The organism is Haemophilus sp. SZY H53, from assembly GCF_054332375.1.
The window spans coordinates 115,588-141,078 of record NZ_JBTGNV010000004.1; the positions used below are offsets into that span (position 1 = coordinate 115,588).

Below are 25,491 nucleotides of genomic sequence, written 5' to 3' on the forward strand. Positions count from 1 at the left end.
AAAAGGGCGCGTTGGATATCCAACACGCCCTTTTCTTTATTTGATTAGTTCAACCAGAAATAATATCCAATTGTCGCGATAACAAATATACACACAATATTTAAGATAAATCCAGCTTTGATCATGTCACTTTGACGAACTTCACCAGTACCAAACACGATTGCATTTGGCGGTGTTGCCACTGGTAACATAAAGGCACAAGATGCACCTAAACCGATGATTAAAGCAAGACCAATTTCCGGCATACCGAGGGATTGCGCAATAGAAATAAAAATTGGTACTAATAATGCCGCACTCGCCGTATTTGACGTAAATTCGGTTAAGAAGATAATGAATGCTGCAACCAGCAGGCCTATCAGATAATAATGTTGCCCTTGAACTAAGAATACTATGCCATCAGCTAACACTTTACTTGCACCAGAATCTTTTAATACCGCACTCAAGGTTAAACCACCACCGAAAAGCATCAATACACCCCAGTCAGTGCTTTCTTGAATTTGTTTCCAATTTGCCACACCCGTTGAGCAAATAATGACAGCTGCAAGTAATGCGACCACACTATCAAAACTACCGATATTTTTAGCAAGGCCTAATACACCTGAAATCATTGGATTAATATAGCTACTGAATACCCAGCAAAGCGCAATCACAGCAAAAATCACAAGCGTTAAAACCCGTTGGCCATTCATTTCAATACGTTCAAAATTTTGCTCAAAACGTAAGTTAAGTTTTGGTTTAAATACAATGAAAAGCGTACCAACCATTAATGGCATCAAAATAATCATAATTGGCAAGCCATACCATAACCAATCAGAGAAGGTTAAATGTAAGTTACTTGCGACAATAGCATTTGGTGGACTACCCACTAATGTACCCATCCCACCAATACTCGCACTATATGCAATACCCAATAATACGAAGACATAAGTATTATGTTCTTTTTCTTTATCAAGCTTACTTAAGATCCCCATGGCTAAAGGTAGCATCATGGCTGCTGTTGCTGTATTACTCATCCACATAGAAAGGAACGCGGTAATTAAGAAAAGATACATGATAGCTACAAATAAATTACCACGCGCCATCGCCATGATTTTATTAGCAATCATCTTATCAAGCTTTTGCATATGCAAAGCCGTCGCTAACGCAAATCCACCAAAGAATAAGAAAATGGTTGGATCGGCAAAAGCCACTAAAGCTTGTTTAGTTGTCACCAAATCAAGTGCAATCGCAAGTAAAGGCACTAATAGCGCAGTAACCGTTACATGTAATGCTTCAGTTAACCAAAGGATCGCAACAAAGGCTAATAATGCTAAACCAGCATTTTCCTTAGGCGCAAAAGGTAAGGTTTTTAACAAAATAAAAAAACAGGCTATCGCCAGAAGAAAGATAATCCCACTTTTATAATTTTTTGTTGTGTTTGTTTCGTTCATGAGTCCCTCCAAACTGATTACAGATGAACTATTTACGATGTTAAATGAATGTTACAAACTTTCAACTAACAAATGTTTAGAATGTGATCTTGTTCAAAAAAATTTTAACAAAAAAAGTGCGGTTATTTCTAACCACACTATAAAACGATCATAAATTTTAAAATTATTCTTCGAAATCTTCTAAATCTAACGCTTCTTGTGAAAGAATAATGCCGGTTAAATCCGCGTAAATATAATCTTCAGGGAAGAATGTCACACCACCAAAATTCACTGGAAGATCACTTTCACCATGATTATTATCTTCTGCACCAACAGGAATTGGTGCGAGCGCATGAATTCCAACATCAATATTTTCAAGCTGTTGAATTTGACGTACTGCACCGTAAACAATAATACCCGCCCAGTCATTATCTGCGGCAAGTTGTGCAAGCTCAGCATCAATTAAAGCACGGCGTACTGCACCACCACCATCGACGACAAGCACTCTGCCATTACCATTTTCTTCGAGAATTTCGGCAATTAATCCATTATTTTCAAAACATTTTACTGTCGTCACTTTGCCGTAGAAATTGCTGACACCACCAAAGCTCGAAAAAATGGGCTCAACCACATCTACTTGATCAGCATAAATATCACAAAGTTCTGAAGTATCAATATACATAATGTTCCCCTTGTCGGTAAAATTTTTTCTCTAGTATAAGCCGATCTAGCCGATAAGCAAGCCTAAACTAAACAAGATATTGATCAATAAAGAAATCATTGACATCTGAGCCAACATCGGACGTAATACTGTAGGCTCTTTGCTGCGATAAACAAATAATGCGTGTTTTAATAACAATGGAAATGCCAATAAAAATAAGAAATGCCAAGGACTCAATGCTGTTGATGCCGCAAATAGCACATAACATAAAGCTGCAACGCTTAATAAAATACAATGATAAATACGTCCTTTCTTCGGGCCAATACGCACAACTAGGGTATTTTTTCCTACTTTCGCATCTTGCTCTATATCACGTAAATTATTGATATTTAAAACGGCTGTCGCTAATAAACCTGAGCCTAACGCAGGTAAAGTAATTAAGCTATCAATACTGTGAGTTTGTAGATAATAGGTTCCACCTACACCTAATAGTCCAAAAAAGAGCAACACTGACAGATCACCTAAACCTAAATAACCATAAGGTTTAGCCCCTACGGTATAAGTAATGGCAGCAATAATGGCAAGAATACCCAACCCAGCAAAGGCCAATAAATCAGTAAGACTTTTATATGCGATACCAATTAAAAATGCACCTGAGAAAAATGCTCCCACCGCCATTAAAATTAAGCCCCATTTAAGCTCATTCGCAGAAATTGCACCTTGCTGAATACCACGTAAAGGCCCAATACGTTCTTCGGTATCTGACCCTTTTTGATGATCGCCGTAATCGTTAGCAAAGTTGGAAAGGACTTGCAATAAAATGGTGGTAAGCAAGCAAAGTAACATCACGGTGAGATTAAAACTTTCTTTATCCGCCCAATATGCCAATGCTGAGCCAGTAAAAATAGAAGCTAATGCCAAAGGCAAGGTTTTTGGGCGAGCAGTTTCCCACCACATTTTCAATTTACGATTTGTCATTTTTTTTGACCGCACTTTTGATTACAATAAAGGGCGTATTCTACACGGAAATTGCCTTTTTATGAATGATTTAACACTGACGCTTCACCCAATTGCGGTGATTCACACGCCTTACAAAGAAAAATTCTCGGTGCCACGCCAGCCTGATTTAGTACAAGATGGCATTGGTATTGTGGAACTGCTCCCTCCGTATAATTCACCAGAGGCTGTGCGAGGATTAGAGCAATTTAGCCATCTTTGGCTTATTTTCCAATTCGACAAAATATCTCATGGGAAATGGCAATCCACTGTTCGCCCCCCTCGTTTAGGCGGCAATCAACGTGTCGGTGTATTTGCCTCACGCGCCACACACCGCCCTAATCCGCTAGGCTTATCCAAAGTTGAATTACGCCAAGTGGAATGTATTCATGGGCGTGTTTTTCTGCATTTGGGTTCCGTAGATCTTGTCGATGGCACACCTATTTTTGATATTAAGCCTTATATTGCCTATGCTGATAGTGAACCTGAGGCAAAGTCAAGTTTTGCGCAAGAAAAACCACCTGCCAAATTAAATATAGCATTTACAGAAATCGCCCAAAGTGCGGTTGAAAAATATCACAAAAACCGACCGCACTTAGTAAGATTCATTACAGAAGTGATCGCACAAGATCCCCGCCCTGCTTATCAACAAGGTAAAGAAACCGATCGTATTTACGGTATTAGTCTGTACGAATTTAATATTAAATGGCGTATTAAAGCAGGAACAACAGATTGTGTCGAAATTCTGGATATCCAAAAATTAAAAGAACAAAAAAGCTGACTTTCGTCAACTTTCTTTTTATCGCTTTAATTCTGTCTAATCCGGCAATGCATTCAGCACAGCTTTGACGAGCGTTGCCAATGGAATAGCGAAAAATACGCCCCAGAACCCCCATAATCCACCGAAAATCAGCACCGAAATAATGATTACTAAAGGATGTAAATTAACAACTTCAGAGAATAAATACGGTACTAACAGGTTTCCATCTAGAAGTTGACTTACCGCAAAGGCTACAATCAAATACCAAAACGTTGGGGAAATGCCAAACTGGAACATGGCGACTAAAGCAACAGGAATCGTCACTAATACCGCACCAATATAAGGAACTAACACAGAAAGACCAACGGCAACAGAAAGTAACAGCGGATAATTTAAACCAAAGCTTAAAAAGATAATATAAGTCACCACGCCAACAATCAAAATCTCCAACAACTTGCCATGAATATAATTCGCAATTTGTTGCTGCATTTCATTCCATACTTTAGAGGCCAAAAGACGGTTTTTAGGTAAAAAGCGACTCACTCCAGCAAGAAGCTCAGTTTTATCTTTCAGCATAAAGAACATCATTAATGGCACTAAAAATGCATAGATACCCAGTGATACAAGGTTCATTAATGAAGTAATCGACAATTTCACTGCGGATTCACCAAAGCCCAAAATCTTCGCACGAGCCGCACTAAAAAAGGTGTCAATCATGGTGTAATCAATGAGTTCAGGATAATGCTCAGGAAGGGCCAACAACCATTCATGTAACTTATTAAACATGGCCGGCAAATCGCTTAATAAGGAAATCGTTTGATTCCATAATGTTGGTACAAGCCCGAAGAAAATTAATAACGCTAAGGTTAGAAAGCCACCAAAAATAATTAACGTGGCAAGCATTCGAGGAAATTTTAATTTTTTCGTTAAAAAATTAATCGGCATTTCCAATAAATATGCTAATACAATGGCAATCAGCAACGGAGCGATTAAATCACTAAAGAAATAAATCGCAATAAAGCCAAATAACAAAATGGCAAGTAGTCCCATCGCATGCGGATCGCTTAAGCGACGACTATACCAATTTTTTAGCATTTCTAACATAAAGTTTTCCTAAACAAGTATTTTTTGTCATTATAAGTTAAAATTTAAATCAATCCTATATCCACTCATTCAACATAAAATAGAAGGAAACGTTATGTCTGTTAAGATTTACCATAATCCGCGCTGTTCAAAAAGCCGTGAAACCTTAGCTTTATTAGAAGAAAAAGGTATCCAACCAACTATCGAACTTTATTTGCAACAACACTACTCTGTTGAAACATTGCAGCAACTGGCTAATAAATTAGGATTAGATGATGTCAGAAAAATGATGCGTACCAAGGATGAACTTTATCAATCATTAGAGTTAGCGAATCCTGCATTAACGAATGATGATTTATTAAAAGCCATCAGTGAAAATTCAGCCTTATTAGAGCGCCCGATTGTGGTAAAAGGTGAAAAAGCCAAAATTGGACGACCACCTGAAAGCGTACTCGCCATTTTGTAATTTTATTCATTTTCGCTATAATGACTTGCCGTGAAACACTTCACGGCAATTTTTTAGAGGTAAATATGACAAAAAAAACAAAAAGTGCGGTTGAAAATCAGCCCATTTATCAACACGCCAAAGGAGTCGTGAAAGATAATGCTGTGATGGCACTATTACACGACAAATTATTCCGCCAACGCGTTGAGAAAAAACGTAAAGGCAAAGGCAGTTACCAACGAAAAGCAAAATATGTGAGCAATTGGTTTGAAAAGCCCGATGATAAAGTTTTTGATTTCAGAAATTTTATCATCGGGTTTTTCGTTTCAATTTCAGTATAAAAAATAACAAACAGAGGAAGTCTATATGTCAATCAAAACAGAAGTTTTATTTAACAATACTTGGAATGTCCGTATCAGTGACCCAGGTGAAGAAGGTGCTCAAAGCCACTTTTTTGAAACCATTTATCTCACGCTCACGGCTTATTTTGAAGGCGAAAATGTGCGTTATGAATTTGTGCGTAAAGTAGAAGATCAAGTAAAAATCAAACGCTCATTTACAGAATTAAGTGAGTTATTCAAATTCTTAGGGGATTATTTGGACCCAGTTTCACTCGGTAACCTCGGCGTAAAAATGGGTAACTTAGGCGTGAAAGCTGAATAAATCTGTTTCCAATAAAAAAGTGCGGTCAAATTAAACCGCACTTTTTATTTATCAACTTATTATATTATTGCGCAAGTAACACACCTAGCGCGGAATAGAGCGATTGCGCCGCTTCATTTGGTAATGCCTTGCCATCTTCATCAGTGATCACGACCGCACTTTGTTTACCCACTGCGGAGATTTGCATTTGGTAAACCCCTTTTTCTAGATTAGGCGGATTCACACCTAAACGTAACCACTCTTGTTTATCCAATGGTTTATATTTCAATTCACGATGACCACGGCCTGCAGATTCAGATGTTGCTTTAAAGCCTAATTTCGGTAGGGCCGAACCTAAACGTTGCCATGCTTGACCAAAGCTTGCATCCATACCCAATGCCATTCTGCCATTCGTATCAGTAATTAAACCAGATTGGAAAGGTCCTACAGAAGCACTACTTAAATCTTGTTGTTGCTTGTTATAAGCGCTAGTGAGCGCCGAAACAAAACGATTTAAACGATCAGATGCATAGCGCTGCTTATCAGCTTGATTTGGCGTATAAATCACACCATCACGACGCATTTGTTCGACAGAAACCGCTAACGCACTTGCATCTTGCGCCGTAACTTGTTCAATTTTATAACGGATCTCTGTATTGGCTTTATCATCTGCACGACCCGTTGGCGCCCAATCGCTAATTAATACCGCACCATTTAAAGTTGAATTCGTGCCTTCTTCTTTCAATAAACGCTCAATTTGTTTGAGGTTATAAAGCTCTGCTTGTGCATCCGTATAAACAATCAATGCACGTTCGCCATCAAATTGTGTTAAAGAATTTTTAATAATCGCTAATGGGGTTGAAGGCGGACGAATATCCACGCGTTCTTTTTTCGCATTAAGCTGAGGAAGTTCATAAGTCGGATCAGCTTGCGGCAATGTTACCCCACCACTTGCTAAAGGAGAAAAGCTCGGTATTTCACGATCAGAATTTTGATAAGTGTCATTAGCCGTCTGCATTTTTTCTACGCTGTTTGAACATGCCGATAACAATGCTGCTGCGACTAAACTCAGTACGATTTTTTTCATTCCTTCAATCCTTTCAATAAAAAATAATTAGAATAATGACCGCTCTTTGACAAATAAAAGAGCTGAAAGTTTAAAGGGCTGTAAAAACAACCCTTTAATTCATTAAATTAATCCTGCAACTTTTAATGCTTCTTCTACTTTGACTTGCGCGCCTTCGCTTAACACGGTAAGTGGTAAACGTAAGTATGGAGTCTTAATTAAGCCTAAACGATATGCTGCCCATTTGACAGGGATTGGATTTGATTCAATAAATAAATTCTTATGTAAAGGCATTAAACGGGCATTAATTTCTTCTGCTTTCGCAAAATCGCCCGCTAAAGCATAACGACACATTGCCGCCATATCTTTTGCTGCGAGGTTATTCGTCACCGAAATAACACCTTCACCGCCTAATTTCATGGCTTCTAAACCTGTTGCATCATCACCGCTTAACACGATGAAATCTTTACCTGCTAATTCTTTAATAGCAGTAACACGTGAAACATCACCCGTCGCTTCTTTAATGCCCACAATGTTATCAATTTGAGCCAAACGCGCCACGGTTTCAGGTTTCATATCACTACCGGTACGACCTGGTACGTTATAAAGAAGTTGTGGTAGGTCCGTGCATTCTGCAATCGCTTTAAAATGTTGGAACATGCCTTCTTGAGTTGGCTTATTGTAGTAAGGCACAACAGATAAGCAACCCGCTACTCCGCTATCTCGTAGCAATTTTGTCATGACGATGGCTTCACTGGTTGCATTTGCACCTGCGCCGGCAATAATTGGAATGCGCCCTTTTGCAAATTCAACCGTCTTCTCAATTACTCGAACATTTTCATCAATGCTTAAAGTGGCTGCTTCACCCGTTGTTCCCACAGAAACAATCGCATCGGTGCCAGAATTGATATGAAACTCAACAAGTTTTTCTAGCGTTTCAAAATCGATGTGTCCATGATTATCCATTGGTGTCACTAAGGCAACGATACTGCCCGAAAATAAAGGATTTTGCGTAGTCATAAGCACTCCATTTACATCTATTCTATTTTTTAATCATAACATTTGAAAATGCCTAGTTATAATGGCTAAAATAACCCAAATTTACAAATTATTTTTGATATTTTTAAGGATTTTTTATGAAAACATTACAAGTGGGTGACTTAGCACCGCAATTCACCCTTTTAAATCAAGACAATCAGCCAATTTCACTTAGCGACTTTAAAGGTAAAAAAGTACTCGTGTATTTTTATCCAAAAGCCTTAACACCAGGCTGTACAACTCAAGCCTGTGGTTTGCGTGATGCTAAACGTGAGTTAGAAAAATTAGGCGTAGTTATTTTAGGCATCAGTACAGATGCACCCAAAAAACTCGCTCAATTTGTAGAGAAAAAAGCACTCAATTTCACCTTACTTTCCGATGCAGATCACCAGGTTGCCGAGAAATTTGGTGTATGGGGCGAAAAGAAATTCATGGGCCGTGTTTATGATGGTATTCACCGCATTAGCTTTCTCATTGATGAACAAGGCAAAATCCAGCACGTTTTTGATAAATTCAAAACGGGCGAACATCATCAAGTTGTCTTAGATTACCTACAATCCCGTTAAAATACCTCTCAAAAACAACCGCACTTTTCTGATTTATCTCAAAGTGCGGTTAAAAAAACACTCATTTTTTTAATTTATATTTACGCTCTATTTTCCATTTGATAGAATTCACATCTAATTGAAATTCATTCTCAATTCAATTTGTGTTTTTTTTATTACCCATATAAGGACTATCAAATGCTACAACTTTTTGAGTTTTTAGAACAATATAGCGATTACGTGATTATTGGAATTCTACTTCTGATGAGTGTGATCATGCTCACTGCCGTAATTGAGCGTTTTCTCTTTTTAAAGAGTGTGAACGTAGCGAAATATTCCAATATTCACGCACTTGAAATTGATTTAAATCGTAATATGACCGTAATCTCCACTGTTGGTGCTAATGCGCCTTATGTTGGTTTACTCGGTACAGTAATTGGGATTTTATTAACTTTCTACCAAATTGGCCATGGCGATGGTGAAGTCGATGCCGGTGCTATTATGATGCACCTCTCTCTTGCATTAAAAGCAACCGCATTAGGTATTTTAGTCGCGATTCCTTCCATGATGCTCTATAACGGCTTAGGTCGTAAAGTAGAAGTTAACCTATTGAAATGGAAAGTATTAAACACTCAAAAAGATAAGGAATAATCGTGAAAAAATTTGATGAAATCAACATTATTCCTTTCATCGACATTATGTTGGTGTTATTAGCGATAGTGTTGGTCACCGCATCCTTTATTTCCCAAGGGAAAATTAAGGTAAATGTTCCAAAAGCCAGCTCTACGGTCGCATTCAAATCAGATGAATTAGCCAAATTATTAACCGTGACAGCAGATAAACAGCTTTATTTTAATGATAAACTGATCTCGCAAGAAGCGCTTGAAAAAGAGATCGCTGGTTGGAATAAAGATCAGAAAGTTACATTAAAAATTGATGCAGAAGCATCTTTCCAAGATTTCGTGACTATTACCGATATGTTATCGAAAAACGAAATAAAAAATGTCGCTATTGTTTCGATGAAAGATAAAGGCGTTTCAAGCAAAAATACGCCAGCAGTGGGAGGCATGGGAGTAGGGAATAAACAATGAACAGCCAACAAGCTAAACGATCACTATTAAGCTTGCTTATTTCTCTATTAATTCATGGTGCAATTATAGGCGGATTGCTTTGGAATTGGCATACGCCACATGAAGCGGCGAGTAATGTTCCAGGTGAAATATCCACGACAATTTCGATGGAAATGATTCAAGGAATGCGAGTGGAAGAACCCGCTCCTGAGCCGAAACCCGAACCTCAACAGGCAGAACCGGAACCTGAAAAACAGGAAGTCGTCGCGGATCCAACGAAGAAACCAGAGCCTGAGAAGAAAAAAGAACCTGAGAAAAAACCAGAAAAACCAATAGAAAAACCGAAACCAAAACCGAAAGAGAAGCCAAAAGAAAAACCTAAAAATGAGGTAAAAGCAGAGAAAGCAGTGGAAATGCCGAAGAATTTACCGATTAGCGATAAGAATATTAATTCAACGGCTACGGCAAATTCTAAAGCGACAACTACGGGTCAACCTGGCACAAATGGTATTCAAGGTGGTTCTGGTGCCAATACTGATGAACATAATGCCTATCGTGCGGCTATTCGACGTGAAATTGAACGGCATAAACGCTATCCTGCACGCGCAAAAATGATGCGTAAACAAGGTATTGTTAGCGTCAGTTTTAGTGTTGGAGCAGATGGTTCTCTGTCTGGAGAGCGTGTCACTAAATCTTCTGGCGATGAAAGCTTAGATAATGCAGCACTTGAGGCAGTAAGAAGCGCGAGACCTGTCGGTCCAAAACCTGCTGGATTTGCGTCTTCAGTAAACGTGCCAATTAGTTTCACCATTCAATAAATAAAAAGGCGAACATCATGTTCGCCTTTCTTTTTGCTAATTTTAATTAGCCCATACCGTATTTTTTCAATTTCTTACGCAATGTACCACGGTTGATACCGAGCATATTAGCTGCACGGGTTTGGTTACCGCGGGTGTATTGCATAATCATATCTAACATCGGGTGTTCAACTTCCGCTAATACTAATTCGTAAAGATCATTCACATCTTGACCATCTAATTGTGATAAGTAATTGCGTAAAGCTTGTTTTACTGAATCACGTAATGGTTTGTTTGTTACTTGTGATTGAGAGTTTAAAACTGAAACGGTTAACGCTTCAGACGGACTACGTTGTTGTTCTAACATTTTTCTTTATCCAAAATTGAATTTAAAAAATCTTCCAGCACAATTAACTGCTCTTTCGGTTCATTAATTGCGTTAAAAGTCTGTCTAAAAACGGAATCGGGTTGAATTCCCTGTAAATACCAAGCAACGTGTTTGCGGGCTATTCGATAGCCTTTTTGCTCGCCATAGAACTGATGGAGTTCCTGAATATGACGCAAAATATGACCGCACTTTTCACGCAAACTTGGTGTTTGAATTATCGAATCATGTTCCACTAAAGCCTCAACGGCTTGAAAAAGCCATGGATTGCCTAGTGCGGCACGACCGATCATTATTGCATCAGCACCTGTATACTCAAGTACCTTTTTCGCTTTCGAGGCAGAATCAATATCACCATTCGCAATGACTGGAATTGAAATTGATTGTTTCACTGCTCGAATATTGTCGTATTCCGCTTCACCTTCAAATAAGCATTCTTTCGTCCGCCCGTGAATGGTTAAAGCCTGAATACCAGATTGTTCTGCAATTTTGCCGATTTGCACACAGTTTCGATTTGCTTTATCCCAACCAGTGCGAATTTTTAACGTCACAGGCACATCAACGGCATTCACGACTTCTTTTAAAATTTTTTCCACTAAATCGGGAAATTGAAGAAGTGCAGAGCCCGCCAGCTTTCGATTCACTTTCTTTGCGGGACAGCCCATATTGATGTCGATAATTTCAGCGCCATAGGCTACATTAATTGCTGCAGCTTGGGCCATTTCTAAAGGATCAGAACCTGCGATTTGCACCGCATTTAATCCTAGCTCTTCACTATGTGCTAAACGAAGTTTCGATTTCTCTGTATGCCAAACTTGTGGATTAGTAGACATCATCTCTGAAAACGTTAATCCCGCGCCGTAATGGGCACATAAACGTCGAAAAGGTTGATCCGTAATACCTGCCATTGGCGCCAATAAAATACGATTTTTTAATTCGTAAGAACCAATTCGCATTTATATTATCCTCAATGACAAATTCTAATCTCTCGTAAATCTGGCAACAACAGTCACCGACAAGGGCGGCTATATTACGCAAATTTGCTTTTTTTTGCAAAGGGAAATTTGTTCAAAAAACGCACTTTTTTAATTGACAAAATTCGATCTGCATAGTATCACGCCTATAAAACCTTTTTTAATACGATATTTTTTATATTGAAAAAAGTTGTTGAAAGCATCCTTTCTATAAACTCAATTACTATTGCGCTTAAATATGAAACAATCAATAAATTAATTAAAATAAATATTGAATATTTAGGTGAATAAATAAACTCTCCAGCAAAATGATAGCAATAAAATGAATGAACAAGCCAAATTATTAAACATTTCCTACCTATATCAGCTATAATCTTACGAAAAATTAATGGCGTAATTCTGTAAAGCGTTTTTATTAAAAAAATCATTAATGGTATAAGAAACACCATACTTTCAAATCCAAAATTATTCATTCCATAGTTCATAATAAGATAGAACACTATAGATAACAGTAAGGAAAAAATAATGTTAGAGTTAAATTTACTTAAATTAGTGGATAATACACCAAAAATAAATCCAATAATATAGGCAATAGCCCACCAGAAGAAGTGGCCAATTATCCCATTACCAGACATATTGTGGATAATAATCGCCATTGCAAATAGTGAGACTAAATGATGACGAAGTTTATGTAATAGCGGTGTAATTAATACTAATAAGATATAAGGAAATAGAAACCACCACTCTTCATTATAATTGGAATGAAATCCTATTGCATTCATTAATATAGATTTTGAATTTAGATCCGATATTACATTTTCAACATGGAAATAAATATCAATAGGAATATAAATTAAAAAAACAATAAAAACTTTTCGATATATTGAAACTATTTTAGTTGTATAATATTGCATAGGTTTATCCTTTAAAAAAGAATAACCATAGCCGCTTATAAATAAAAATATAGCAACACAATATTTTCCCCACCAACCTAACGACACCTCAAATTGATTATCACCAAAGAGCCAGATAATTTCAGCCGATTTAGGGATACGATCAGCAAATGGGAAAAGATGATGAATTAACATCAGAATAACGGCGCAGCCTTTTATATACAAAGACTCATCTTTTGTTATAAATTCCCGTGTTATATTATTCAAAATATTCTCCCAATAAAGAACTAGTTCGAAGAATTTGACGTTATGGCTAACTTACCTGTAATACGACACCATTCTTCTTTTACGGCAACAGGATCTAAATCAAACGATTGCGCATAAGCATCGCATACCGATTGCGCTTGCGTTTCTAAAATGCCTGATAATCCAAGATCACCACCCTCTTTCACTAATTGAGATATAATCGGGTAAAGTTCTTTTAATGGTCCAGCCAGAATATTTGCCACAACAACATCTGCTTTTAAATCAGCAAGTTTATCATCGGATAAGAAAAGTTGCAGACGATCTACAACACCATTCTGTTCCGCATTATTACGACTGGCAAGAATCGCTTGTGGATCGATATCAATACCAATTGCATTTTTAGCCCCTAATTTAAGGGCTGCAATGGCAAGAATTCCTGAGCCACAGCCAAAATCGATGACGGTTTTGTCTGTTAAATCCAAGCCATCTAACCACTCTAAACAAAGTGCAGTTGTCGGGTGGGTCCCTGTCCCGAAAGCTAAACCAGGATCAAGCATCACATTAACCGCATTTTGATCCGGCACTTCACGCCAGCTTGGGCAAATCCATAAACGTTGACCAAATTGCATTGGGTGGAAGTTATCCATCCATTCACGTTCCCAGTCTTTATCCTCGATTTGCTCAATTTTGTAAGCAGTATGTTCATCTAAATGATGTGCTTGTTTAAGCAAACTCACAATTTCATTCATATCGGTTTCAGCATCAAACAATGCAATCACATCCGTATTTCCCCACAAACGTGTTTCGCCTGGAAGTGGTTCAAAAATCGGCGTATCTTGGCTATCCATAAATGTGACCGAAATTGAGCCAATTTCTTCTAAAAAGTCGCTAATTTTCTCGGCTTTTTCATTTGTACTATTTAAGCGAATTTGAATCCACGCCATCTTCTTTTCCTTTTAATTAATTTCTTTGTGTAACCATCTGGGTAATAAACTTACGCCCAGGGCTGAAACCACAATAATGATAATCCCAAGCGCTGAAACAAGTGAAACCTCTTCGTTGAGTAATAATACTGCCAAAAAGACACCAAAAATCGGCTCAAGTGCGGTCAAAATTCCCGAGATTTTTGCATCCACTGAATTTAAGCCTTTATTCCATAACCAAAAAGCAAACCAACTACATGCTACGCCGAGATAAATCAAACCGAAGAAACCAAGCCAGTTAAAATGGATATCCCAGTTTTCCGTCAGCAATAAAGTAAATGGCAGCATGGTGATGCTTGCTAACACAATCGAAATGGATGTATAGGCTTGTGCTGAAACCGTTACCACCACTTTTTTCGTCCAACGCAAGCAACAAGCAAACACAATACTTGCCGCCACCACTAAGGAGCAACCCAATAAGCTAATTTCACTTACGCCTTCATTGCCCTGCCCGCCTAGAATTAAAATGGCCACGCCTAAAAAAGCAAAAGCCCCACACACCCAATGATACCATTTGGCACGATCTTGAAAGAAAAAATGTCCTACAAAAATCACACATAATGGCTCTAATCCAATCATGGTCGTTGCGCTCGCCGCGCTCGTATATTTTAAACCAATAAATTGCAGCAAAAAGGTCGCGGTATAATTGAAAAAACCTAGCCACCAAAGCTGTTTTCGTATCGGTTTAGACACGCCTTTCCAACGACGAAAAAAAAGTGGCATCACAATAATCGCCGCCATTAATAAACGAGCTTGGATCATCAAAATGGTGTCCATCATTGTAAAGGTGTATTTAGCGGCAACAAAGGCACTACTCCAAATAAACAATGCTAGGATTTGATAAACCATAAAGTGCGGTCCATTTTTACTGTTTTTTTTGCGCCGAATTGGTTACCCAAGATGAAAGCAATCAAGCCAAATACAAGTGCAGGCACAATCGCATTAAACCCCAATAATTTGATGCCAAATTGAGTCAGCAGCACATAACTGCTTAATCCCACCACCATTGAGCTTATTGCCCCTGCTGCATTTGCTTTATCCCAATAAATGCCTAATACAATCACCCAAAGGAATGCCGCTTCTAATCCCCCGAAAGCAAATAAATTCAACCAAATAATCATATCAGGTGGATTGAGAGCAGCGAGAATTAACAACGCCGATAAAATCAGTGTAATGACCGATGAAATACGGCTAATTCGTTTTTCATTCTTCGCGGCTTCAGGTTTGCTTGCAAGATATAAGTCTTTCACAAAAATTGAGGAGGATTGAATGAGTTGCGCATCAACTGTGGACATAATCGCCGACATCGGCGCGGCTAAGAAAATCCCTGCAACAATAGGAGGAAGCACTTCCAACATTAAGGTTGGAATGACTTTATCTGACACCGTTAAATCTGGCACAACGGCACGCCCTAAAGCGCCCGCCAAATGCATCCCTAACATAATGACTGAAAGGACAATCGTACCAATGAGCATGCCTCGATGTAAGGCTTTACTATCTTTGAAAGCCATACAACGCACGGCTGTATGTGGTAAACCAACCACACCGAAACAGACTAGGATCCAAAACGATGCCATAAATTGAAAATCGAGCATCTCATTCGGGCCGTAAGGACTCACTAAACTCGGATCAATTTCAGTTAATTTATTGACCGCACTTTCTACGCCACCAAGATGGTAAATAACGCCCACTAATAGCACGATTGTGCCAAAAATCATTACCGTACCTTGAATCGTATCAGTTAATACGACGGCTCGGAAACCACCAATAAACGTATAAATGCCAACCGTTAAGGCAAAAATAAGTAAGGCGTGAGTATAAGGAATCCCTATCGTGGTTTCGAGCAATCTTGCTCCACCAATAAATTGCACAACCATAGCAGCAAAGAAGGCAAGCAACAATGCTAGACTGGAAATCCAAACGAGATATTTATTTTTATAACGATAGAGAAATAAATCATTGATAGTAAGCGCATTGGTTTCGCGAGAAAGTAATGCAAACTTTTTGCCCAATGCACCTAAGGCTAACCACACAGCCGGCACTTGGATCATGGCGAGTAATACCCAACCCAGCCCGTATTTATAGGCAGCCCCTGGTCCACCAACAAAAGAACTGGCACTGGCATAAGTGGAAGCCGTTGTCATCGCAAGGACAAAGCCCGTCATTGAGCGATTTCCCACATAATATTCAGTCAAAAAATCACCTTTTACGCGTTTGGTATAAGCAAATAATGCGGCGCCGAAAATAAAAGCTAAATAGATAATTAATGGAAGAATAATACCTAAATTCATTATTTATTCTCCTTTGGCTCAACATCTAGTGGAATATCTAAAAAGACAATTTTGACAATCCAATACCCAATGACGACAAACAAAATAGGTAAATAAATGCAGGATAATTCAAACCACAACGGAAAACCTATTGGCCCAGGCGAGTCCTTAGGTAAATAAGCACAAACACACCATCCTATGACATAAAGAATAGCTAAACCTAATGCCCAACGCGCCTCCTTAGCGGCTTGTTTATAACGTTGTGATAAATCCATAATTACCTCCAGTTAGAAAGTCTTACCCATTTCTAAGAAAATACGATTTTTATCATAGCGATAAAATAGGTGATTACTTGACACTTTTTGATAAGACCATGTAATTTTAGGCGTGATTCCTAAAAAGTAAAGATCACGATGCCATAATGTTACTGCTGATTGATATTCATTATTTTTCTGACGAATATTAAATAAATCAGCACCTTTATAAATTCTACGTGCATACGCAAGGGAAACTCGGGTTGAAATCCCCCATCCCCACTCTTGCCCCCAACCTAAACGGAGGTTTTTACGTTGATAAGCATTGTCTTCATCTCGTGTATTTTCACGATTATAATCAGTGCCTACGAACCAAAATTGACCACTCTTAGGAAAATAAGATAACGTATTCGACCAAAGATAATTATTGCCATTCAAATGCTTACGAGTGTTGTAACGCTGTTCACCATACTCAAGTGCGGTTGAAATTTGCCACTTTTCATTCAGCCAATAAGTTAAATCTAAACGAGCACCTGAATTCTTCGAATACTGCTTCATTGACTCACTCCCTGATGAGCCTCCTGCATACCATCTTCTTTCTGTAAATGGCATTAATGACATCTCGAAACGCGCTGTTTGGTAGCCTAATCCAGCGCCGATTCTAGCATTCAATTCATTATATTTTTTGTTATCCCAGTAATATTTTCCATAGCTCTCAATAGCAAATTTAACGAAATAACTGCGTGGTAGTGACCATTTTTTCTCTGCATCCGCAAAATAAGAAAAACCTGTGGCACTTTCGCGCGCCCAGGCATTCCAATTTCCAATGCGAGTGCCTGCTTTTGGTGCATTGTTAATATTACTTTCGTTTAAGAAACTCAGACCACCCTGAAACTTCCACTGATCTCGGCGATTAAGCGCCGAAAGATATTGGTCGATCATGACGATAGACTAAGGTGAAACTTGTTCAGCTCTCAGTTTTTGGAATTGATCTTTGGCCGCCTCATTATCATTGTTTAAAAAGAGTGCCTGTGCTAACTGATAACGCAATGGCAGAATGGTCGAATCTTGAGAAAATAGAGTACGATAACGAGTTACCGCCTCCGAAAAACGACCATTTTCACGAGCATTAATTGCATTTGCCCACTCAAGTAAAAATGGATCTTGTTTTGGCAAATTTTGATACAACGGCAGTAATAGTTGAACGACGTCACCGTTATTTTGCAACACTGCAGGAATCAATCCACGTACGATCAAATCAGGGTGTTTTGCTAATTCTTCTTTCGTCATAGAAAGTGTATGTTTATCATCACGTTTTTCTGGAATTTGTGGCTTTTGAGTGGATAAGTCAGGTTTCGCAAGCTGAAGCTGATCATCAAACCGCTCATCCCGAGGTTGAGGAGACTTCTCTAGTGCAAAAGAGAATGAACTAAGCAATAATGAAGAGCTTAAAAATAAAATAAGTTTAGATTGTGAAGTCATTTTTTATTCCTATAAAGAAAAATAAAGCAAGCCAAAGGCTTGCTTTAAAATTTACAAAAATTTTCTAATTTTTTCTAGCACCAAAAACACCAAATTTATCATTTCCTTGATAAGTTCCAGCCACTTCGTCTGCATCTTTTCCATAGAAGCCACCTTCAACCTGAACACCTTGGCTATTTATTCCACTAAATTGATTGCCTTGAATTTTGGCAGATAAGGAAACATCATCAAAATGTAGATGAGGAGGAAGAGCGCCTCCAGCAATATCATTTGATACGAGGACATCATTAAAACCTGTTTTCGCTAAAGAAATTGTTCCATTTAGTGTTTTATCTGCAAAATTTGCAGTAAGTCTGGCTGATGATAAGAAATATCCCTCTTTTTTAGCTGCCTCTAAATGACTACCATATCCAGTATAATTGACTATACCTGATTGAGGCATTTCTGTTGTTGGATTTACACCGAATGCAACATGATAATAAGAGTTCAGCGAAGGATCTGTAAATGTACCCCAACGAATGTTCTTATAGTTTTTACCGCTAACACTACGTTGCGATTTAGGAGAAAACTCCTCTAGCAGTTCTTTTGCATTAATTCCAATGAATCCGGGACGTTCATAATACCCTGATGGAATAATTTCAATTTCTTGACCTTCAACATTAACGAGATTCACATTATTGTCATCATGTATTTGTCTTTCAATTGTAGTAATTACTCCATTCTCTTTGTTAACTTCAAATCCTACTCGACTAAGCACAATTTGTTCTTCATTTTTTGGTTGTTCAGCTGGTTTTACTAGCTCACTTGGTTTTACTAGCTCAGCTGGCTTTACTGGCTCAGCTGGTTTTACTGGCTCAGCTGGTTTTACTGGCTCAGCTGGTTTTACTGTCTCAACTGGTTTCACTTGCTCAGCTGGTTTCACTGTCTCAGCTGGTTTCACTGTCTCAGCGGATTTCACTGTCTCAGCGGATTTCACTGTCTCAGCGGGTTTCACTGTCTCAGCTGGTTTTACTAGCTCAGCTGATTTTACTAGCTCAGCTGGTTTTACTGGCTCAGCTGTTTTTACTGGCTCAACTGGTTTTACTGACTCAGCCGGTTTTACTAGCTCAGCTGGTTTTACCGACTCAGCTGGTTTTACTTGCTCAGTTGGTTTTACTTGCTCAGTTGGTTTTACTAGCTCAGCTGGTTTTACTGGCTCAGGTGTTTTTGCTTGATCAGCTGGTTGAGTATTGCTACCACCACTACTTCCACAGGCAGCTAACGTTACAGTTGCAAGAATTATTAAACTTAATTTAGAGAGATTAAATTTCATTGTTTTTCCTTAGGTAAAAATAAATAGGTACACATTATAAAGAGATTTAAAATATCTTTTCAAAGAAAATATATTAATTATCAAAAGATATAAAAATGGCTAACTTACGTTAGCCGTTTCATGTTAATCATACATCCCTAATTTCTTCTCTAAATAGTGGATATTCGCACCACCTTTTTGGAAGTTTTCATCTTCAAGAATGAGTTCATGAAGTGGGATATTTGTTTTGATACCATCAATGATCGTCTCAGATAATGCATTTTGCATACGACGGATTGCGACATCACGCGTATCACCGTATGTGATTAATTTTGCGATCATAGAATCGTAGTGTGGTGGAACGGTATAACCAGCATATACATGAGAATCCCAACGAACCCCTAAACCACCTGGTGAGTGCAAGTGAGCAACTTTACCTGGAGATGGTAAGAATGTTTTTGGATCTTCTGCATTGATACGACATTCAATTGCATGACCTTTCACTTTGATATCTTCTTGTTTATAAGAAAGTGGTAAACCAGCTGCAATGCGCAATTGTTCTTTCACTAAATCTACACCGGTAATCATTTCTGTTACTGGGTGCTCTACTTGAATACGGGTATTCATTTCAATGAAATAGAATTCACCATTTTCATACAAGAATTCAAACGTACCTGCACCGCGATAGCCAATTTCAACACAAGCATTCGCACAACGAGTGCCGATGTCACGACGAACTTCTTCTGTAATACCCGGCGCAGGTGCTTCTTCCACGACTTTTTGGTGACGACGTTGCATAGAACAATCCCGTTCTGCAAGATAGATTGCATTACCGTGTGTATCCGCTAAAACTTGAATTTCAATATGGCGTGGATTTTCTAAATATTTTTCCATGTAAACCATATCATTGTTAAACGCGGCTTTTGCTTCAGCTTTTGTCATCGCAATAGATTCTTCAAGTGCATCTTCGCTACGAACGACACGCATACCACGACCACCGCCGCCGCCAGATGCTTTGATAATAATTGGATAACCAATACGTTTTGCAATTTCTTTATTTTTCGCGATATCGCTACCTACAGGCCCATCTGAACCCGGTACACAAGGCACGCCAGCTTTTTTCATTGCTTTAATTGCAGAAACTTTATCCCCCATCAAACGAATGACGTCTGCAGTTGGGCCAATAAAAATAAAACCAGAACGCTCAACTTGCTCTGCAAAATCTGCGTTTTCAGAAAGGAAACCATAACCAGGGTGAATCGCATCCGCACCGGTTACTTCTGCTGCGGCAATAATGGCAGGAATATTTAAATAACTTTTTACAGATGGCGCAGGTCCGATACAAACTGTTTCATCTGCAAGTAATACGTGTTTTAAATCACGATCGGCGGTAGAGTGAACCGCCACAGTTTTAATGCCTAATTCTTTACAGGCACGCAAAATACGCAGTGCAATTTCACCACGGTTAGCAATCACAACTTTTTCTAACATAACAATTTCCACTTGGGTGAAAAAATGGCGAGAAAGCTCGCCATTTCAGATTGATAGGGATTATTCGATAACGATTAATGGTTGGTCAAATTCAACCGCTTCGCCATCATTCACTAAGATTGCTTTAACCACACCAGCTTTGTCTGCTTCGATACGATTCATCATTTTCATTGCTTCAACGATACAAAGTGCATCGCCTACTTTGACTGTTTGTCCCACTTCAACGAAAGCTTTCGCTTCTGGGCTTGGGCTACGGTAGAATGTCCCTACCATTGGTGAACGCACTTGGTGGCCAGAAATTTCAGCCACTGGCGCTTCAGCAGGTGCAGCTGCCGCTGGAGCAGCTGCAGGAGCCGTAACTGGTGCGACAGGCGCCGCTGCATATTGAATTGCAGCAGGTACAACAGCTGGTGCCGCACGACTAATACGTACTGTACCTTCTTCTTCTTGCACTTCTAATTCAGTGATACCCGATTCTTCTACTAATTCAATCAGTTTTTTGATTTTACGAATGTCCATACGCTCTTCCTAAAAATAATAATGAATTGTTAACCGCACTTTCAGAATTGATTTCTAAAGTACGGTCATTTTGAAACCTGTTTTTGTATCGGCAAGATTACCGCAAAATCACGCACTTTGCGATAAATTTCTGCGAAAATCTGTAAATTTTGTGAAATTTTATGCTTTTTTATTTAAAAAATCTAACGCAAATTGAAGAGCAAACTCATAACCTTTCGCACCTAAGCCACAAACCACCCCTTCAGCCACATCACTAAAGTAAGAATGGTGACGGAATGGCTCGCGCTTATGTACATTAGACAAATGGATTTCAACAAATGGAATTGACACAGCAAGCAAGGCATCACGCAATGCAACACTGGTATGCGTATAAGCCGCAGGGTTAATTAAAATAAAATCCACTTTCTGAAAACTTTGATGAATCTTATCGATTAACTTTTCTTCGCTATTTGCTTGAAAGCACGCCAAATTCACATCATACTGCGCCGCAAGTTTTACCATATTTTCTTCAATGGCAGATAACGAAAGCGAACCATAATGTTTCGGTTCCCTTGCCCCCAACATATTTAAGTTTGGGCCATTTAACAGCAAAATATTAAATTTTTTTGACATTTTCACATCCTTTAACTTGTGCGAATTATAGCGATTTTTTGTGTAATGGTGGTCGTATCTCTAGACGATTTTGGTAATAAATTCTGAATTTAAATCAATTAGCGGTAAATCTGAGCCTGGCCACGCACGTAATACTTGATGTTGCATTAAATTTAACGTATCTAATCCTGGCGTCACATTGGGTGTATATTGTGCCGCGATACGAGCGAGTTGCGTTAATCCAAGGCTACTTTCAATGCTCGAGCTAATCACTGCTTTTATGCCTAAATAATGTGCTTGTGCGATCAGCTTTTGACAATCTTGTAGCGAACCAACCAGTGTTGGTTTAATCACAATGGCACTTAAGTGTGGTTCTTTTTCTAAAAGGAAGCCTGGCTCACGCACACTTTCATCCCAAGCAATATTAATGCCTGTTTGAGCTGCAAACTGACGGCTTTCTTCACGAGTTTTACAAGGTTCTTCCAGAAATTGAATACGAGAACGATGTTGCAGTTTTACTTTCTCCGCAAATTTTAAGGCTTTTTCTAAAGTCCATTGACGATTCGCATCTAGACGTAATTGCAAATCAGGAATGGCTTCCAAAAACATGTCGGCAATTAAACCATCACGATTCGTTTCATACATGCCGACTTTGATTTTAGCGACTTTGTCACCTGGCATTTGATTCAATTCTGAATATAACTCATCAGGATCACCATAGCACAAAGGTGCAGTGTGATAGTTACCTTCCTCATTTAAATAACGTTTCATCTCATCCATCGCCGTGCTAATACCGAAGGCAACAGAAGGATAACAACCGTCAAGGGGGACTCTTGGTGCTTCGCAGCTTGCATGACACCAATTCGTCAGCCATTCAATGGCTTGCTCTTGCGCTTGTTCGATGGTTTCTTCGCTAAACCCAGGCAAAGGTGCAATTTCGCCCCAGCCATCACGGCTGCAAGCAACACGTACAATCAAACCTTCTCGACGTTTCAAAAAGCGTCCACGTAAAATTAATTGGCTGTCGACGGGAATAGAATAACGATAAAGATTAAATGATTTGGTTTTCATCTTGTTCTCCTTGATAGCAAAAGTGCGGTTAAAAATAATTTTTTAACCGCACTTCCCTTATTTAAAAGGCACGTGTTTCATAAATAATTTACGCTTTAATCTTATAATTTCTTTTCTTATTCTTTCAACCACTGAAAATTTTGTCTGATTTTCATGAACTAAATCTCTACCTTTTTGCAAGCTGCTTTCAAAAGGTTTATCTGGATTCACAACAAAATCTTGTACACAAATACCGGGTGAAAGCTGTACCACGTTGTAATCCTTTAAATTTAAAAAATCCTCAAAGATAAGAGAATCAATTGCAATTTCAAGCGGTTTATTTTTTACCTGTTTGAGAAGGTATTTCGCACCTTTTGCCATGACTGTATAACCTGCAGTTCCTGACTGCTTAAATGTGATAGGGTAAATCTTTCTATGACACTTTACTACTTTAGGCCTACGAAATACCATTTTTCCATTAGCCTCAAGCTTTAGCACATCAACATCATCAGGCAAATAATCAATCTCTAATAACTTCTTCGCATTCTCACCTAAGTGAATATCATCTTCAAAAATATTGATATAATCTAAATTATTTTCTACTGCCAGATCCCATAACGCAATATGACTTAATGCACAACCAATTTCACCATCCGATAATTTGGCGTTTGGTGACCTATCTAAAGTAATATTAAATTTCTTTGCAACATCCTCAATACGATCTGGTGTGACCGCATCAAAAAATGAAAAAGGGATTTTTTGCTGACCAAATTCTTGTTCAATATGTTTGCGACGTTTAGTTTCTTTGATTAAACTAATCACATAATTATATTGTTTTTCGCAACCCATAAAAATATTTTCCAAATAGCAATAAAGATTTCAATATATTTTCAAAAGTGCAGTTAAAAACACACTGATTTTGAACCGCACTTTTTATGTTCAAATTAAGGATTACGTCTGAATTTGCTGAAGTCTGGTGCGCGTTTTTCGTTAAATGCGTTACGCCCTTCTTGACCTTCTTCAGTCATATAGAACAACATGGTTGCATTACCCGCGAGTTCTTGTAAACCTGATTGACCATCACAGTCCGCATTCAATGCAGCTTTCAAGCAACGTAACGCAATTGGGCTGTTACGTAACATTTCACGGCACCAACGCACGGTTTCTTTTTCTAAATCAGCATAAGGCACGACAGTATTCACTAAGCCCATATCTAATGCTTCTTGCGCATTATATTGACGGCATAAGAACCAAATTTCGCGTGCTTTTTTCTGACCCACTAAACGCGCCATATAGCTTGCACCCCAGCCACCGTCAAATGAACCTACTTTAGGACCAGTTTGACCAAAGATTGCATTGTCTGCTGCAATGGTTAGATCACATAACATATGAAGTACGTGGCCACCACCAATTGCGTAACCTGCCACCATTGCTACAACTGGTTTTGGACAAGTACGAATATCGCGTTGGAAATCCAATACATTTAAATGATGCACACCGCTTTCATCTTTATAGCCGCCGTAGTCACCACGAATTTTTTGGTCACCACCAGAACAGAATGCTTTTTCGCCTTCACCGGTTAATACAATCACGCCAATTTTTTCATCGAAACGAGCGTTAGAAAAAGCATGGATCATTTCTTTAACTGTTTGCGGTCGAAATGCGTTACGCACTTCTGGACGGTTAATAGTAATTTTTGCAATACCATCAGTCGATTTGTGGAAACGAATATCAGTGTAACCTTCGCTATGATCAACCCACTCAACTGGTGCATATAAAACATCATCTTTTGGATTTTGCATTGTTCTTTCCTTTATAAGTGTAAAAAGTGCGGTCATTATAACGGAAGTTTTTTACTTCGGGAAAGAAAATCACGTCGCTATTAGATAATCACTTTACAATCAGATTGTTGTTGCTAAAATTTTGGCAATCTAGATATTATAAGGAAATTTAAGTGAGAAAATTTATTATTTTCGGCGCAACTGTACTCTTAAGTGCTTGTGGTTTATTTGGCCCATCACAATCGCCGATCCCCGCAGAATTTGCACAAGCGGATTACCTCCTTTCAGATGTGAATGCGAAAACATGGGCAACGTCAAGTAAACAAGCTGAACAATGTATCTATCCGAATTTGACCCGAATTCAACAACAACACTTCGCTAAAGAAGATAGCTACATTCATTCCCAATATGTCTTTTTCTATCCGTTAGAAAAAATCATCGGGGAAAACTATGTGAAAATGATTCAAAAAGATGAAAAATCAATGAATTACGCAACTTATCAATTTAAGAAATTCCGTACAGAAGTCGGGGATGTTGACTCGTTAGATCCTAAAGCATGTCAAATCTTACGAACTCAAGCCAAAGAAGATTTAGATGTCGTAAAAGGTCAATATATAAATGGCATGGTAGATGAAACCAAAAATGACGATGGTACATTGAAGAAAACGGGTGATGGTATTGCCACCAATCAAAACAAATTCTTCTTTGATATTATTAAATGGGGTTCAGCTCTCCTCCTTTAGTAATTTCACTCTTCACGATCAAAATC

General features: G+C 38.5%; 29 protein-coding genes and 1 pseudogene. 9 read left to right on the forward strand and 21 right to left on the reverse strand.

Annotated elements, in window-relative coordinates; all coding sequences use genetic code 11:
* Positions 1 to 44: 44 nt before the first annotated feature.
* From ACXVWB_RS05280 to ACXVWB_RS05290, 3 genes are all read right to left on the reverse strand, one after another.
* Positions 45 to 1,430 carry a DASS family sodium-coupled anion symporter gene (locus ACXVWB_RS05280; RefSeq protein ID WP_289901588.1) on the reverse strand — a complete coding sequence of 462 codons (1,386 nt, stop codon included), beginning with the start codon at positions 1,428 to 1,430 and terminating at the stop codon, positions 45 to 47.
* Between the two features lie 163 nt (positions 1,431 to 1,593).
* Complete coding sequence (gene rraA / locus ACXVWB_RS05285; protein ID WP_049356040.1) at positions 1,594 to 2,091, reverse strand: ribonuclease E activity regulator RraA; 498 nt, start codon at positions 2,089 to 2,091, stop codon at positions 1,594 to 1,596.
* Between the two features lie 45 nt (positions 2,092 to 2,136).
* Positions 2,137 to 3,048, reverse strand: a complete 912-nt coding sequence (locus ACXVWB_RS05290) for a 1,4-dihydroxy-2-naphthoate polyprenyltransferase (RefSeq protein WP_128787763.1) — start codon at positions 3,046 to 3,048, stop codon at positions 2,137 to 2,139.
* Between the two features lie 61 nt (positions 3,049 to 3,109).
* Between ACXVWB_RS05290 and tsaA the strand changes: the two genes are divergently transcribed.
* Positions 3,110 to 3,847 (forward strand): tRNA (N6-threonylcarbamoyladenosine(37)-N6)-methyltransferase TrmO, encoded by a 738-nt coding sequence (gene tsaA, locus ACXVWB_RS05295; protein ID WP_289901589.1) that lies wholly within the window; start codon positions 3,110 to 3,112, stop codon positions 3,845 to 3,847.
* 36 nt (positions 3,848 to 3,883) lie between these two features.
* Here tsaA and ACXVWB_RS05300 read toward each other — a convergent pair whose 3' ends face one another.
* Positions 3,884 to 4,930: an AI-2E family transporter gene (locus tag ACXVWB_RS05300; RefSeq protein ID WP_289901590.1), complete on the reverse strand. Its 1,047-nt coding sequence runs from the start codon at positions 4,928 to 4,930 to the stop codon at positions 3,884 to 3,886.
* 94 nt (positions 4,931 to 5,024) lie between these two features.
* On the opposite strand from ACXVWB_RS05300, the gene arsC reads away from it, so the two are divergent.
* The 3 genes from arsC (at position 5,025) to ACXVWB_RS05315 (ending at position 6,017) form a co-directional block, all read left to right on the forward strand.
* Positions 5,025 to 5,375: an arsenate reductase (glutaredoxin) gene (arsC, locus tag ACXVWB_RS05305; RefSeq protein WP_289901591.1), complete on the forward strand. Its 351-nt coding sequence runs from the start codon at positions 5,025 to 5,027 to the stop codon at positions 5,373 to 5,375.
* A 65-nt stretch (positions 5,376 to 5,440) separates the two neighbouring features.
* Positions 5,441 to 5,695 (forward strand): alternative ribosome-rescue factor A, encoded by a 255-nt coding sequence (locus ACXVWB_RS05310; RefSeq protein WP_289901592.1) that lies wholly within the window; start codon positions 5,441 to 5,443, stop codon positions 5,693 to 5,695.
* Positions 5,696 to 5,720: 25 nt separating this feature from the next.
* On the forward strand, positions 5,721 to 6,017 hold the full coding sequence (locus ACXVWB_RS05315; protein ID WP_049371484.1) for a DUF5377 family protein: 297 nt from the start codon (positions 5,721 to 5,723) through the stop codon (positions 6,015 to 6,017).
* Between the two features lie 64 nt (positions 6,018 to 6,081).
* Here ACXVWB_RS05315 and bamC read toward each other — a convergent pair whose 3' ends face one another.
* Positions 6,082 to 7,083: an outer membrane protein assembly factor BamC gene (gene bamC / locus ACXVWB_RS05320; protein ID WP_289901593.1), complete on the reverse strand. Its 1,002-nt coding sequence runs from the start codon at positions 7,081 to 7,083 to the stop codon at positions 6,082 to 6,084.
* A gap of 102 nt (positions 7,084 to 7,185) precedes the next feature.
* The gene (gene dapA, locus ACXVWB_RS05325; protein WP_289901594.1) at positions 7,186 to 8,082 is read right to left on the reverse strand and encodes a 4-hydroxy-tetrahydrodipicolinate synthase; all 897 of its coding nucleotides are present in this window, start codon (positions 8,080 to 8,082) and stop codon (positions 7,186 to 7,188) included.
* A gap of 116 nt (positions 8,083 to 8,198) precedes the next feature.
* Here dapA and bcp point away from each other — a divergent pair, with 116 nt between their 5' ends.
* The 4 genes from bcp (at position 8,199) to ACXVWB_RS05345 (ending at position 10,533) form a co-directional block, all read left to right on the forward strand.
* Complete coding sequence (gene bcp / locus ACXVWB_RS05330) at positions 8,199 to 8,666, forward strand: thioredoxin-dependent thiol peroxidase (RefSeq protein WP_289901595.1); 468 nt, start codon at positions 8,199 to 8,201, stop codon at positions 8,664 to 8,666.
* 177 nt (positions 8,667 to 8,843) lie between these two features.
* Positions 8,844 to 9,296 (forward strand): TonB-system energizer ExbB, encoded by a 453-nt coding sequence (gene exbB, locus ACXVWB_RS05335; RefSeq protein ID WP_289901596.1) that lies wholly within the window; start codon positions 8,844 to 8,846, stop codon positions 9,294 to 9,296.
* Positions 9,297 to 9,298: 2 nt separating this feature from the next.
* On the forward strand, positions 9,299 to 9,736 hold the full coding sequence (exbD, locus tag ACXVWB_RS05340; RefSeq protein WP_289901597.1) for a TonB system transport protein ExbD: 438 nt from the start codon (positions 9,299 to 9,301) through the stop codon (positions 9,734 to 9,736).
* On the forward strand, positions 9,733 to 10,533 hold the full coding sequence (locus ACXVWB_RS05345) for an energy transducer TonB family protein (protein WP_289901598.1): 801 nt from the start codon (positions 9,733 to 9,735) through the stop codon (positions 10,531 to 10,533). Before exbD ends, ACXVWB_RS05345 begins: the two co-directional genes overlap by 4 nt.
* Positions 10,534 to 10,579: 46 nt before the next feature.
* Here ACXVWB_RS05345 and fis read toward each other — a convergent pair whose 3' ends face one another.
* The 15 genes and pseudogenes from fis to menB form a co-directional block, all read right to left on the reverse strand.
* Positions 10,580 to 10,879 (reverse strand): DNA-binding transcriptional regulator Fis, encoded by a 300-nt coding sequence (gene fis / locus ACXVWB_RS05350; protein ID WP_005696908.1) that lies wholly within the window; start codon positions 10,877 to 10,879, stop codon positions 10,580 to 10,582.
* Positions 10,873 to 11,853 carry a tRNA dihydrouridine synthase DusB gene (gene dusB, locus ACXVWB_RS05355; RefSeq protein WP_049368236.1) on the reverse strand — a complete coding sequence of 327 codons (981 nt, stop codon included), beginning with the start codon at positions 11,851 to 11,853 and terminating at the stop codon, positions 10,873 to 10,875. The genes fis and dusB overlap by 7 nt, the downstream gene beginning before the upstream one ends.
* A gap of 164 nt (positions 11,854 to 12,017) precedes the next feature.
* Positions 12,018 to 13,031, reverse strand: coding sequence for an acyltransferase family protein (locus tag ACXVWB_RS05360; RefSeq protein WP_289901599.1), 1,014 nt, complete (start codon positions 13,029 to 13,031; stop codon positions 12,018 to 12,020).
* A 20-nt stretch (positions 13,032 to 13,051) separates the two neighbouring features.
* Positions 13,052 to 13,954 (reverse strand): 50S ribosomal protein L11 methyltransferase, encoded by a 903-nt coding sequence (prmA, locus tag ACXVWB_RS05365; protein WP_289901600.1) that lies wholly within the window; start codon positions 13,952 to 13,954, stop codon positions 13,052 to 13,054.
* A 12-nt stretch (positions 13,955 to 13,966) separates the two neighbouring features.
* Positions 13,967 to 14,842 carry a DMT family transporter gene (locus ACXVWB_RS05370; RefSeq protein ID WP_289901601.1) on the reverse strand — a complete coding sequence of 292 codons (876 nt, stop codon included), beginning with the start codon at positions 14,840 to 14,842 and terminating at the stop codon, positions 13,967 to 13,969.
* A complete protein-coding gene (gene panF / locus ACXVWB_RS05375; RefSeq protein WP_289901602.1) occupies positions 14,824 to 16,284 on the reverse strand; it encodes a sodium/pantothenate symporter in 1,461 nt (486 codons plus the stop codon). The genes ACXVWB_RS05370 and panF overlap by 19 nt, the downstream gene beginning before the upstream one ends.
* Complete coding sequence (locus tag ACXVWB_RS05380) at positions 16,284 to 16,538, reverse strand: YhdT family protein (protein ID WP_049356072.1); 255 nt, start codon at positions 16,536 to 16,538, stop codon at positions 16,284 to 16,286. The genes panF and ACXVWB_RS05380 overlap by 1 nt, the downstream gene beginning before the upstream one ends.
* A 12-nt stretch (positions 16,539 to 16,550) precedes the next feature.
* Positions 16,551 to 17,999: pseudogene (locus tag ACXVWB_RS05385) on the reverse strand (surface lipoprotein assembly modifier).
* 64 nt (positions 18,000 to 18,063) lie between these two features.
* Complete coding sequence (locus tag ACXVWB_RS05390) at positions 18,064 to 19,311, reverse strand: transferrin-binding protein-like solute binding protein (protein WP_289901603.1); 1,248 nt, start codon at positions 19,309 to 19,311, stop codon at positions 18,064 to 18,066.
* Positions 19,312 to 19,434: 123 nt separating this feature from the next.
* A complete protein-coding gene (gene accC, locus ACXVWB_RS05395; protein ID WP_289901604.1) occupies positions 19,435 to 20,781 on the reverse strand; it encodes an acetyl-CoA carboxylase biotin carboxylase subunit in 1,347 nt (448 codons plus the stop codon).
* A 60-nt stretch (positions 20,782 to 20,841) separates the two neighbouring features.
* Positions 20,842 to 21,300 (reverse strand): acetyl-CoA carboxylase biotin carboxyl carrier protein, encoded by a 459-nt coding sequence (gene accB / locus ACXVWB_RS05400; RefSeq protein WP_289901605.1) that lies wholly within the window; start codon positions 21,298 to 21,300, stop codon positions 20,842 to 20,844.
* A gap of 159 nt (positions 21,301 to 21,459) precedes the next feature.
* Positions 21,460 to 21,912 carry a type II 3-dehydroquinate dehydratase gene (gene aroQ / locus ACXVWB_RS05405; protein ID WP_049356080.1) on the reverse strand — a complete coding sequence of 151 codons (453 nt, stop codon included), beginning with the start codon at positions 21,910 to 21,912 and terminating at the stop codon, positions 21,460 to 21,462.
* Positions 21,913 to 21,972: 60 nt separating this feature from the next.
* Positions 21,973 to 22,962, reverse strand: coding sequence for an o-succinylbenzoate synthase (gene menC / locus ACXVWB_RS05410; RefSeq protein ID WP_289901606.1), 990 nt, complete (start codon positions 22,960 to 22,962; stop codon positions 21,973 to 21,975).
* Between the two features lie 57 nt (positions 22,963 to 23,019).
* On the reverse strand, positions 23,020 to 23,790 hold the full coding sequence (locus ACXVWB_RS05415) for a glycosyltransferase family 25 protein (RefSeq protein WP_080969746.1): 771 nt from the start codon (positions 23,788 to 23,790) through the stop codon (positions 23,020 to 23,022).
* 95 nt (positions 23,791 to 23,885) lie between these two features.
* The gene (gene menB, locus ACXVWB_RS05420; protein ID WP_005698319.1) at positions 23,886 to 24,743 is read right to left on the reverse strand and encodes a 1,4-dihydroxy-2-naphthoyl-CoA synthase; all 858 of its coding nucleotides are present in this window, start codon (positions 24,741 to 24,743) and stop codon (positions 23,886 to 23,888) included.
* Positions 24,744 to 24,895: 152 nt separating this feature from the next.
* Between menB and ACXVWB_RS05425 the strand changes: the two genes are divergently transcribed.
* On the forward strand, positions 24,896 to 25,465 hold the full coding sequence (locus ACXVWB_RS05425) for a DUF5358 domain-containing protein (protein WP_289901607.1): 570 nt from the start codon (positions 24,896 to 24,898) through the stop codon (positions 25,463 to 25,465).
* Positions 25,466 to 25,491: the final 26 nt, after the last annotated feature.

Excerpts from the sequence above, each read along its gene's own strand:
- panF (WP_289901602.1), bottom strand. The coding sequence starts at position 16,284 with ATGAATTTAGGTATTATTCTTCCATTAATTATCTATTTAGCTTTTATT.
- ACXVWB_RS05310 (WP_289901592.1), top strand. The coding sequence starts at position 5,441 with ATGACAAAAAAAACAAAAAGTGCGGTTGAAAATCAGCCCATTTATCAA.
- ACXVWB_RS05370 (WP_289901601.1), bottom strand. The coding sequence starts at position 14,842 with ATGGTTTATCAAATCCTAGCATTGTTTATTTGGAGTAGTGCCTTTGTT.
- prmA (WP_289901600.1), bottom strand. The coding sequence starts at position 13,954 with ATGGCGTGGATTCAAATTCGCTTAAATAGTACAAATGAAAAAGCCGAG.
- menB (WP_005698319.1), bottom strand. The coding sequence starts at position 24,743 with ATGCAAAATCCAAAAGATGATGTTTTATATGCACCAGTTGAGTGGGTT.
- accC (WP_289901604.1), bottom strand. The coding sequence starts at position 20,781 with ATGTTAGAAAAAGTTGTGATTGCTAACCGTGGTGAAATTGCACTGCGT.
- ACXVWB_RS05300 (WP_289901590.1), bottom strand. The coding sequence starts at position 4,930 with ATGTTAGAAATGCTAAAAAATTGGTATAGTCGTCGCTTAAGCGATCCG.
- arsC (WP_289901591.1), top strand. The coding sequence starts at position 5,025 with ATGTCTGTTAAGATTTACCATAATCCGCGCTGTTCAAAAAGCCGTGAA.
- bcp (WP_289901595.1), top strand. The coding sequence starts at position 8,199 with ATGAAAACATTACAAGTGGGTGACTTAGCACCGCAATTCACCCTTTTA.
- ACXVWB_RS05415 (WP_080969746.1), bottom strand. The coding sequence starts at position 23,790 with ATGGGTTGCGAAAAACAATATAATTATGTGATTAGTTTAATCAAAGAA.
- ACXVWB_RS05390 (WP_289901603.1), bottom strand. The coding sequence starts at position 19,311 with ATGAAATTTAATCTCTCTAAATTAAGTTTAATAATTCTTGCAACTGTA.
- ACXVWB_RS05280 (WP_289901588.1), bottom strand. The coding sequence starts at position 1,430 with ATGAACGAAACAAACACAACAAAAAATTATAAAAGTGGGATTATCTTT.
- ACXVWB_RS05290 (WP_128787763.1), bottom strand. The coding sequence starts at position 3,048 with ATGACAAATCGTAAATTGAAAATGTGGTGGGAAACTGCTCGCCCAAAA.
- bamC (WP_289901593.1), bottom strand. The coding sequence starts at position 7,083 with ATGAAAAAAATCGTACTGAGTTTAGTCGCAGCAGCATTGTTATCGGCA.
- ACXVWB_RS05315 (WP_049371484.1), top strand. The coding sequence starts at position 5,721 with ATGTCAATCAAAACAGAAGTTTTATTTAACAATACTTGGAATGTCCGT.
- tsaA (WP_289901589.1), top strand. The coding sequence starts at position 3,110 with ATGAATGATTTAACACTGACGCTTCACCCAATTGCGGTGATTCACACG.
- ACXVWB_RS05345 (WP_289901598.1), top strand. The coding sequence starts at position 9,733 with ATGAACAGCCAACAAGCTAAACGATCACTATTAAGCTTGCTTATTTCT.
- accB (WP_289901605.1), bottom strand. The coding sequence starts at position 21,300 with ATGGACATTCGTAAAATCAAAAAACTGATTGAATTAGTAGAAGAATCG.
- exbB (WP_289901596.1), top strand. The coding sequence starts at position 8,844 with ATGCTACAACTTTTTGAGTTTTTAGAACAATATAGCGATTACGTGATT.
- dapA (WP_289901594.1), bottom strand. The coding sequence starts at position 8,082 with ATGACTACGCAAAATCCTTTATTTTCGGGCAGTATCGTTGCCTTAGTG.
- fis (WP_005696908.1), bottom strand. The coding sequence starts at position 10,879 with ATGTTAGAACAACAACGTAGTCCGTCTGAAGCGTTAACCGTTTCAGTT.
- dusB (WP_049368236.1), bottom strand. The coding sequence starts at position 11,853 with ATGCGAATTGGTTCTTACGAATTAAAAAATCGTATTTTATTGGCGCCA.
- rraA (WP_049356040.1), bottom strand. The coding sequence starts at position 2,091 with ATGTATATTGATACTTCAGAACTTTGTGATATTTATGCTGATCAAGTA.
- aroQ (WP_049356080.1), bottom strand. The coding sequence starts at position 21,912 with ATGTCAAAAAAATTTAATATTTTGCTGTTAAATGGCCCAAACTTAAAT.
- menC (WP_289901606.1), bottom strand. The coding sequence starts at position 22,962 with ATGAAAACCAAATCATTTAATCTTTATCGTTATTCTATTCCCGTCGAC.
- ACXVWB_RS05380 (WP_049356072.1), bottom strand. The coding sequence starts at position 16,538 with ATGGATTTATCACAACGTTATAAACAAGCCGCTAAGGAGGCGCGTTGG.